Source organism: Streptomyces torulosus, assembly GCF_001419765.1.
In the GTDB taxonomy this organism is placed as follows: Bacteria; Actinomycetota; Actinomycetes; order Streptomycetales; family Streptomycetaceae; genus Streptomyces; species Streptomyces torulosus.
This window is the reverse complement of the sequence record NZ_LIRK01000685.1, coordinates 1-8843: the sequence shown is the minus strand read 5'-3', so window position 1 is coordinate 8843 and position 8843 is coordinate 1. Positions and strand designations below refer to the sequence as shown.

Annotated in this window: 4 protein-coding genes and 3 pseudogenes; 1 reads left to right on the top strand and 6 read right to left on the bottom strand. The window is 74.8% G+C overall.

Features of this window, described 5'->3' with window-relative positions:
- Both AOK23_RS50825 and AOK23_RS37360 read right to left on the bottom strand, forming a co-directional pair.
- A pseudogene (locus AOK23_RS50825) lies at positions 1–168 on the bottom strand (aminoglycoside phosphotransferase family protein); the annotation flags it as partial.
- 260 nt (positions 169–428) lie between these two features.
- Positions 429–629, bottom strand: coding sequence for a hypothetical protein (locus AOK23_RS37360; protein ID WP_055716924.1), 201 nt, complete (start codon positions 627–629; stop codon positions 429–431).
- A gap of 639 nt (positions 630–1268) precedes the next feature.
- Between AOK23_RS37360 and AOK23_RS37355 the strand changes: the two genes are divergently transcribed.
- On the top strand, positions 1269–2573 hold the full coding sequence (locus AOK23_RS37355) for a serine/threonine-protein kinase (protein ID WP_055716923.1): 1305 nt from the start codon (positions 1269–1271) through the stop codon (positions 2571–2573).
- Between the two features lie 105 nt (positions 2574–2678).
- Here AOK23_RS37355 and AOK23_RS37350 read toward each other — a convergent pair whose 3' ends face one another.
- The 4 genes and pseudogenes from AOK23_RS37350 to AOK23_RS49095 form a co-directional block, all read right to left on the bottom strand.
- A complete protein-coding gene (locus AOK23_RS37350) occupies positions 2679–3497 on the bottom strand; it encodes a TrmH family RNA methyltransferase (RefSeq protein ID WP_055716922.1) in 819 nt (272 codons plus the stop codon).
- Positions 3498–3561: 64 nt separating this feature from the next.
- Entirely contained in the window at positions 3562–4794 is a 1233-nt protein-coding gene (gene cobA / locus AOK23_RS37345) for a uroporphyrinogen-III C-methyltransferase (RefSeq protein ID WP_055716921.1), read from the bottom strand.
- Positions 4795–4959: 165 nt separating this feature from the next.
- A pseudogene (gene cobT / locus AOK23_RS37340) lies at positions 4960–8329 on the bottom strand (nicotinate-nucleotide--dimethylbenzimidazole phosphoribosyltransferase); the annotation flags it as partial.
- 2 nt (positions 8330–8331) lie between these two features.
- Positions 8332–8843, bottom strand: a pseudogene (locus AOK23_RS49095) (nicotinate-nucleotide--dimethylbenzimidazole phosphoribosyltransferase); the annotation flags it as partial.

Here is an 8843-nt window from a genome sequence, read left to right as displayed (position 1 = left end):
GTCCGTGTCGGGGGCGTGGGCCTTGGCAACCGTGTCCGCGTGGCGGACGACCGTACCGTCCTCTCGTTCCGCCAGGACGGCGTCGGGGTGGGAGCAGGGGGCCGCCTGCGGATGGGCCGCGCCCCGCACCGTGGCCCTGAGGGCGGGCAGGACGTCGGTGGTGGTCATGGGCTCCCCCTGCGGACGGTACGGCACGCTGCCGGTGAGCCTACGCAAACGGGCGCCGACGGCACGACGGTCCGCCGCCGGGAGGGACGGCGGCGGCAGGCCCTATGAGGAGTCGCTGGGTTCGCGGGACAAAAGACAACGCCCGCGCAGCTCCCCAGCTGCGCGGGCGTCTATTTGCCGTCCGCCGCACCCCCGTCCCCACGGGGTTTCATGGATGGATGTCCCCACCCGGACCGCTCTTCCGGGCCTGGAGTCGCCGCTCAGCGCCCCAGCATCACACCCACGGACGACGCCTGTGTGACCACTGCCTCCCAGCCGCCGAAGGCGTACACGAGCAGGGCCGCCAGGGGGAGGACCATCGCGGTCGCCACCAAGGGGTGGCGGCGGCCCGCCCCGCGCTCGGCGGTGAACACCCTGCGCTCTCGCGTGCGGAGCGCCGTCCGCGGTGCCGTGTGGGCCATGATCCCTCCTCCTGACCGATCTTGTCTGTGGTGCTTGTCGTTGGCAGCGGCGGGTGCCTGACCTCGGGGGACGAGTGCTGCACCCGCCGCTTGACCTCAAATCTAGGCGCGCGGCGAGGAGGGGTCGTCATGCCCTCGTACCGATTGGCGGGCCTCCCGGAGGATGAGCGATGACGTGCGGCGTACTCCCCAGGGTGGAGACGGGGTCCTAGGTCTCGGGGTCTTCCCGGAGGGGACGGCCGGGAGATGCCTGGAGTGTCCCTTCTGTCGGGGGTCGCCACGGGAGGGTGGGAGCGCGCACGGAAGAGGGTGACTTCGCTCACTTCCGCTGCGCCCCGGCGTACCGCCGACGCCGTCCGACGGTCGGCCACGAAGACGATCACCCCACCGCCGCATGTCATGTTCCCGACGTCCCACACCCTGTTCACCCGCCCTCCGTCCGGTTCGCCAATCCCCCCTGCCAGTCCGGACGTTGAGATCATCAGGGAGCCAACACCTGCCCGAACTCTTGTTCCCTGACCGTCTTTCATGTCGCGTGCGCGGGGCCGACAATCGATCGGGGCGCGAGGGCGCGGCCTCTGCGCACGCCCGGCCGTGGAAACGTAAGCTGTGGCTCGTCAGACGGAACGGGCAGCGGGGATGAACATGGCGATGATGCGCCTGAGGCGCGAGGACCCGCGCGTCGTCGGCTCGTTCAGGATCCACAGACGGCTCGGCGCGGGCGGGATGGGCGTTGTCTACCTGGGCTCCGACCGGCGTGGACAGCGAGTCGCGTTGAAGGTGATCCGGCCGGACCTGGCGGAGGATCAGGAGTTCCGGTCGCGGTTCGCGCGCGAGGTGTCGGCCGCGCGGCGGATCAGGGGCGGGTGCACGGCCCGGCTGGTCGCCGCCGATCTGGAGGCGGAGCGGCCCTGGTTCGCCACCCAGTACGTACCGGGGCCCTCGCTGCACGACAGGGTCAACGAGGAGGGGCCGCTCTCGGCCGCCGAGGTGGCCGCGGTCGGTGCCGCCCTCTCCGAGGGACTGGTGGCGGTGCACGAGGCCGGTGTCGTCCACCGCGACCTGAAGCCGTCCAACATCCTGCTGTCCCCGAAGGGGCCGCGGATCATCGACTTCGGCATCGCTTGGGCGACGGGCGCCTCGACACTGACCCACGTCGGTACGGCCGTGGGGTCGCCCGGCTTCCTCGCACCCGAGCAGGTGCGCGGTGCCGCCGTCACCCCGGCCACCGACGTCTTCTCCCTCGGGGCGACGCTCGCCTACGCGGCGACCTCCGACTCCCCCTTCGGGCACGGCAGTTCGGAGGTCATGCTCTACCGGGTCGTGCACGAGGAGCCGCAACTGCGCGGCGTGCCGGACGCGCTCGCTCCGCTCGTGCGGGCATGCCTGGCGAAGGACCCGGAGGAGCGGCCGAGCACCCTGCAACTGTCGTTGCGGCTCAAGGAGATCGCCGCCCGTGAGGCGCAGGGACTGTCGGACGTCCGGCCGCCCGCGCCGCGCACCGACCCGGACCGGCCCTCGGGGCGGCTCGCCGAGCAGTACGTCGAGCAGCGCACGCTGCGGCAGCCGCCGGAGGCCCGTGCGACGCAGCCGAGGACGCCGCTGCCCCGTACCGGGGGCGGATCCCGGACCGGCGGGGATTCACGGACCGGGGGTGGCTCCCGGCCCGGAGGCCGGCCCGCTTCGGGCCGCGGCGCCACCGGCTCCGGGAAGCGGCCCGCGCCCCGCAGCGGCGCCGGGCGTCCGGGTCCCCGTACCAGCGGCACCGGGCGCAGGCCCGCCAATCCGCGGCTGCTGCGCCAGCGGCTCGTCGTGTTCGTCGTGGTGACGCTGCTGGCGGCGCTCGGCATCGCCGCGGCCCAGGGATGTCAGGGTCCGGCGCGCGGACTCGGCGTGGACGAGGTGCGGCACGAGCGGACGGTTTTGGAGCCGGACGGCGACTGACCGTCGCGCGGGCCCCCGGGGGACGGACTGGTTCGGGGCCGCGACCGCTTCGTACAGCGCGGCCCCCGCGTACCGGGGGTTAATCGCAGCCCCCCGGCCACGCCGTCACGCCTGCGGTCGGCCCGTCGCCACCGCGTAGAACGCCACGGCCGCAGCCGCGCCCACGTTGAGGGAGTCGACGCCGTGCGCCATGGGGATGCGGACCCATTCGTCGGCGGCCACCAACGCCTTGGTGGAGAGGCCGTCGCCCTCGGCGCCGAGCATCAGGGCGACGCGGTCCATCCTGTGCGGGGCCGCCTCGTCCAGGGACTTCGCCTTCTCGTCCGGGGTGAGGGCGAGAAGGGTGAAGCCGGCGTCGCGTACCGCGTCGAGACCCCTCGGCCAGGCGTCCAGGCGGGCGTACGGCACGGAGAAGACCGCGCCCATGGAGACCTTGACGCTGCGGCGGTAGAGCGGGTCGGCGCAGTCCGGGGAAAGCAGGACCGCGTCCATGCCGAGCGCGGCGGCCGAGCGGAAGATCGCACCGATGTTGGTGTGGTCGTTGACCGACTCCATGATCACGACGCGGCGGGCGGAGCCCAGCAGGTCCACCGCCGTCGGCAGCGGTCTGCGCTGCATGGAGGCGAGGGCGCCGCGGTGCACGTGGTAGCCGGTGACCTGTTCGGCGAGCTCCGGGCTGACCGCGTAGACGGGGGCCGGGAGCTCGTCGATGACGTCGCGCATGACGTCGACCCACTTGGCGGAGAGCAGCATCGAGCGCATCTCGTACCCGGCGTCCTTGGCCCGGCGGATGACCTTCTCGCCCTCGGCGATGAACAGGCCCTCGGCGGGTTCGCGTCTGCGGCGCAGTTCGACGTCGGTCAGGCCCGTGTAGTCACGCAGGCGCGGGTCGGCGGGGTCCTCGACGGTGATGAGTTCGGCCACAGGGTGATACTGCCTTGTCCTGGGTGTGGTGCCAACGGCTCGGTACGGGTTGGGTTACCCGCGGTTACTTGTTGGGGTTCGGGCCCACGGTCACGACCTCGCCGATGACGATGACCGCCGGCGGCTTGATCTCCTCGGCGACGACCGTCTCGGCGACCGTCGCGAGGGTGGCGTCGACCCGGCGCTGGGCCGCCGTGGTCCCTTCCTGGACCAGGGCGACGGGCGTGTCGGGGGACTTGCCGTGCGCGATCAGTGTCTCGGCGACCTTGCCGATCGTGCCGACGCCCATGAGGATCACCAGCGTTCCGGTGAGCCTGGCCAGGGCCGGCCAGTCGACCAGGGAGCGCTCGTCGTCGGGGGCGATGTGACCGCTGACCACGGTGAACTCATGGGCCACGCCCCGGTGGGTGACGGGGATGCCGGCGGCGCCCGGGACCGAGATGGAGCTGGAGATGCCGGGCACGACCGTGCACGGGATGCCCGCCTCGGCCAGCGCCTGGACCTCCTCCATGCCGCGGCCGTAGACGAACGGGTCGCCGCCCTTGAGGCGGACGACCGACCTGCCCTTCCGCGCGTGCTCGATCAGGGCGTCGTTGATGGCCTCCTGGGCCATGAACCGGCCGTACGGCAGCTTCGCCGCGTCGATCACCTCGACGCTCTGCGGCAGTTCCGCGAGCAGGTCGCGCGGGCCGAGGTGGTCGGTGATGACCACGTCGGCCTCGGCGAGGAGACGGCGGCCCCGCACGGTGATCAGGTCCGGGTCGCCGGGCCCGCCGCCGACGAGGGCGACTCCGGGGGTACGGGTGCGATGGTGCGGGGCGACCAGGGTGCCGTCGCGGAGGCCCTCGACCACGGCGTCGCGGATCGCGGCGGTGTGGCGGGGGTCGCGGCCCTTGGCGTCGCTGGTGAGGACGGCGACGGTGACGCCCTCGCTGGTCCCGGTGGCCGGGGTCCAGGCGGTGGCCGCGTCGGCGTCGTCGGAGCGGACGCACCACACGCGGTGCCGCTCCGCCTCGGCCGAGGCCAGGGTGTTCGCCTCGGTGTCGCTGGTCGCGATGAGGGCGTACCAGGCGTCGGCGAGGTCGCCCTCCGCGTAGGGCCGCTTCTCCCAGGTCAGTTCGCCGGCGTCGACCATGGCCTCCACCGAGGGGGTGGCCGTCGGGGAGACGAGGAGGATGTCGCCGCCTGCGGCGATCAGGGCGGGCAGACGACGCTGGGCCACCTGGCCACCGCCGAGGACGACGACCTTGCGGCCGGTGAGGCGGAGGCCCACGGGGTAGGCGGGATGTTCGGCCATGAGGGTGCGGCTCCTCTGGTGGCGGCGGTGCGGGACGGAGCCCCTGCGGCGTTGGAGCGGCCCCTGACGTGCGATTTTATTGCGCGGGCGAGGGTGTGGCGGGGGCGGGGTGGGATATGTCTCCCCGGCCCCGCCCCCCTTCCGTTCAGCCTCGGCGGCGGGCGTCTACTTCTCGGTGACGCCCGCCGAGTCGAAGGTCGCCACCTCGTGCATCGCCCTCGCCGCGCTCTGGACGACCGGCAGGGCGAGGAGGGCGCCGGTGCCCTCGCCGAGGCGGAGATCGAGGTCGACCAGGGGACGCAGGCCGAGCTTCTTCAGGGCCGCCACATGGCCGGGTTCGGCGCTGCGGTGGCCCGCGATGCACGCCGCGAGGACCTCGGGGGCGATGGCACGGGCGACCAGGGCGGCGGCGCCGGCGCTGACGCCGTCGAGGATCACCGGAGTGCGGAGGGAGGCGCCGCCGAGGAGGAGACCGACGATCGCGGCGTGCTCGAAGCCGCCGATCGCGGCCAGCACGCCGATGGGGTCGGCCGGGTCCGGCTGGTGCAGCTCGATGGCCCGGCGGACGACCTCGGTCTTGCGGGCGAGGGTCTCGTCGTTGATGCCGGTGCCCCGGCCGGTGACCTCGGCGGGGTCGGCGCCGGTGAAGACCGAGATGAGCGCGGCGGACGCCGTGGTGTTGGCGATGCCCATCTCACCCGTGAGCAGGGCCTTGTTCCCTGCGGCGACCAGATCGCGGGCCGTCTCGATGCCGACCTCGATGGCCTTCTTGGCCTCCTCGCGGGTCATCGCGGGACCGGTGGTCATGTCGGACGTACCGGCGCGCACCTTGCGCGGCAGCAGACCGGGGGTCGCGGGCAGGTCGCTCGCCACACCCACGTCCACGACGCACACCTCGGCGCCCACCTGGTTGGCGAAGGCGTTGCAGACCGCTCCCCCGCCGAGGAAGTTGGCGACCATCTGGCCCGTGACCTCCTGCGGCCAGGGGGTGACGCCCTGGGCGTGGACGCCGTGGTCCCCGGCGAAGATCGCGACGGCTGCGGGCTCCGGGATCGGCGGCGGGCACTGGCGGGACAGGCCCGACAGCTGCGCGGAGATGATCTCCAGCATGCCGAGCGCTCCGGCCGGCTTGGTCATGCGCTTCTGCCGCTCCCACGCCTCGCCGAGCGCCTTGGCGTCCAGCGGGCGGATCCCGGCGACGGTCTCGGCGAGCAGGTCGTGCGGCTCCGCACCGGGCAGCGCGCGACGGCCGTACGTCTCCTCGTGGACGACCCAGGACAGCGGGCGGCGCTTGGCCCAGCCCGCCTGCATCAGCTCGGGCTCCGCCGGGAACTCGTCGACGTACCCGACGCACAGGTACGCCACGACCTCCAGGTGCTCGGGCAGGCCGAGGGCGCGGACCATCTCGCGCTCGTCGAAGAAGCTGACCCAGCCGACGCCGAGGCCCTCGGCGCGGGCCGCGAGCCACAGGTTCTCGACGGCGAGGGCCGAGGAGTACGGGGCCATCTGCGGCTGGGTGTGGCGGCCCAGGGTGTGCCGGCCGCCCCGCGTCGGGTCGGCGGTGACCACGATGTTCACCGGGGTGTCGAGGATGGCCTCGATCTTCAGTTCCTTGAACTGCTTCGCCCGGCCCTTCGGCAGCGACTTGGCGTACGCCTCACGCTGGCGCTGGGCCAGTTCGTGCATGGTCCGGCGGGTCTCGGCGGAGCGGATGACGACGAAGTCCCACGGCTGGGAGTGGCCCACGGAGGGTGCCGTGTGGGCGGCCTCCAGGACGCGGAGCAGGACGTCGTGCGGGATGGGGTCGCTGCGGAAGCCGTTGCGGATGTCGCGGCGCTCGCGCATGACCTTGAGGACGGCCTCGCGCTCGGCGTCGTCGTAGGGCGGCGCGGCCGGGCCGGCGGGCTGCCCCGCCTCTGCCTCTTCGGACGCCTCGTCCACCGCGGCCACGCTCTCGTCGGCTGCTTCCACTGCCTCGGCCTCCTCGCCGTCCTCCTGGTCGGCGGCCCTGGTGTCCAGGTCCTCCGCGTTCTGGACGACGTCGGGACGCGGCTCGGCCGCGGCGGCGACCGGCTGCGGTACGACGATCGTCTCGGCCTCGGAGTCGCGGGGAGCGGGGACCGTGGCGACGGGTTCCGCCTGCGGCTCCTGCTCCGGTGCCTCGTCAGCGGTCTCGCCGGGCGCCGCCGCGGTGGCGGGCACCGAGCCGTCCACCGCCACGAACTCACCCGTCGGCTGCTCGGTCCCGGCCTCCTGGGCCGCGTCGGCGGCGTGCGGGGCGTCGGCCGGGGTCCCCGCCGAGGGCTGGAGGACGGCGCCCTGGGGCGCGTCGAGCGGGGAGGGCGTCACGGCCAGGGGGGCGTCGGCGGCCACGGCGTCGGCGGCGACCGGGTCGGCGGGCTGCGCGACGGCAGACTCGTCGGCAGGCGACTCCTCGGCGGCGGGCTCGGCGGGAACGGCCTCGCCGGGCTGGTCCGCCTCCTGCGCTTCCACGGTTACGTCTGCGGCCTCCGCCTCGGTCTCCGACGGAGGGGCGGCGGCCTCGGGGGCCTGCTCGGCGGCGTCCGCAGCGGGGGCGACCGGCTCGGTGGCCTGGGGGCCCTGCGCAGGGGGCTGCGAGTGCTCGGGCTCGGCCTGCCCGGGCTCCGAGGTCAGCGCCTCCTCGGCGACGGCTTCCTGGGCGGCGGCCTGCTCGGCGGCGGTCTCCTCCGCGACGGCCGCCGCCGGCTCGGCCTGTGCGGGCTCCACTGCCGAGGGCTCGTCCGGCTGGGGCTCGACGGGGGCGGCTGTGGCCTCGGCAGCGACCGGCTCGGCGGCGTCGACCGGCTGCGGCTCCTCGGTTTCCGCTGCCGGGGTCTCGGCAGCCTGCGGCTCCTGCCCCTCCTGCGGTTCCGCCGACTGCTGGGCGTTCGGCGCGTCGGGCAGCGGTTGCGCGTCCTCGGCGGGCGGGGCCTCACCGGCGGTCTGCTCGCCCGACGCGTCGGCCGCGGGCTGCTCGCCCTCGGCGGCGGGGGCCGGCTGCTCGTCGGCGGGGGCGGCCGTCTCGGCGACCGGAGCCGCGGGCGCCGCCTGCGCCTCGGGGGCAACGGGCGCCGCCTCGGCGGCGGAGGTCTCGGCGACCGGATCGGCGGCGTCGCCCGGCGCGGCCTCCGGTGCCGTGGTCCCGGCCTCGGCCTGCGGCGGGGCGGGGGCGTCGACCGGCTGGGCGGCGTCCTCGTTCTGCTGCGGGACCGGGGAGACGTCCTGGGCGTCGGCGGGCACCTGGGCCTGGATCGGCTCCGGGCCCTCCGCGGCGGGCGGGAACGGTGTGGTCTCCGGGACCTGGGCCTCGCGGGCGACAAGGGCGTCGAGGGCGGACTCGGTGGGAGTACCGGCGGCGGGCGGCTCGGCAGCGCCCGGAGTGACGGCGGCGACCTCCTCCGGTGCCCGCGCGTCCGGTGCCGACTCCGCGGGCTCGGGGCTCTGCGGGGCGTCGGCGGCGGGCTGCGCCACAGGCTGGGCGTCGGCGGTGGCCGGCTCAGCCACCGTCTGCGTGNNGGCTGAGCCTCCGCACCCTCCGGCACAGCCACCACCTCGACCGGCTGGGCCTCGGCCGCTTCGACGACCGGCTGGGCCTCGGCGACCTCGGGGACGACCGGTACCTCGGCCGGCTGCGGGGCGGTGGCCCGGGCGACGGCCTCCGCGACCTGCACCTGACCGGTGGCGAACTGGGCGACCGCGGCTTCCTGGGCCTGGGCGTAGGCGGCGTCCTGGGCGTCATGGAGGGCTTCGGCGTCCTGCTCCGCCTCCGTGACCTGCGCGGACTCCGTCACCTGCGGCGTCTCGGCGACGACGGCGCCGGGCTGCGCCTCCTGCGGAACGACCGTTTCTGCAGCCTGCCCCTGGGCGACGGGCGCGGGCTGTGTCGTCACGGCCGCGGACACAGGGGTGCCCCACGGGGTCACGCCTTGCGGGGGCACGTCGAGGTACTCGGGCCCGGTGGTGGGCGGGCCCGAGTGGCGTACGGCGGAGGGCGGGACGGGGGCTCCGGCGGGGCCGCGGTCGGCGAG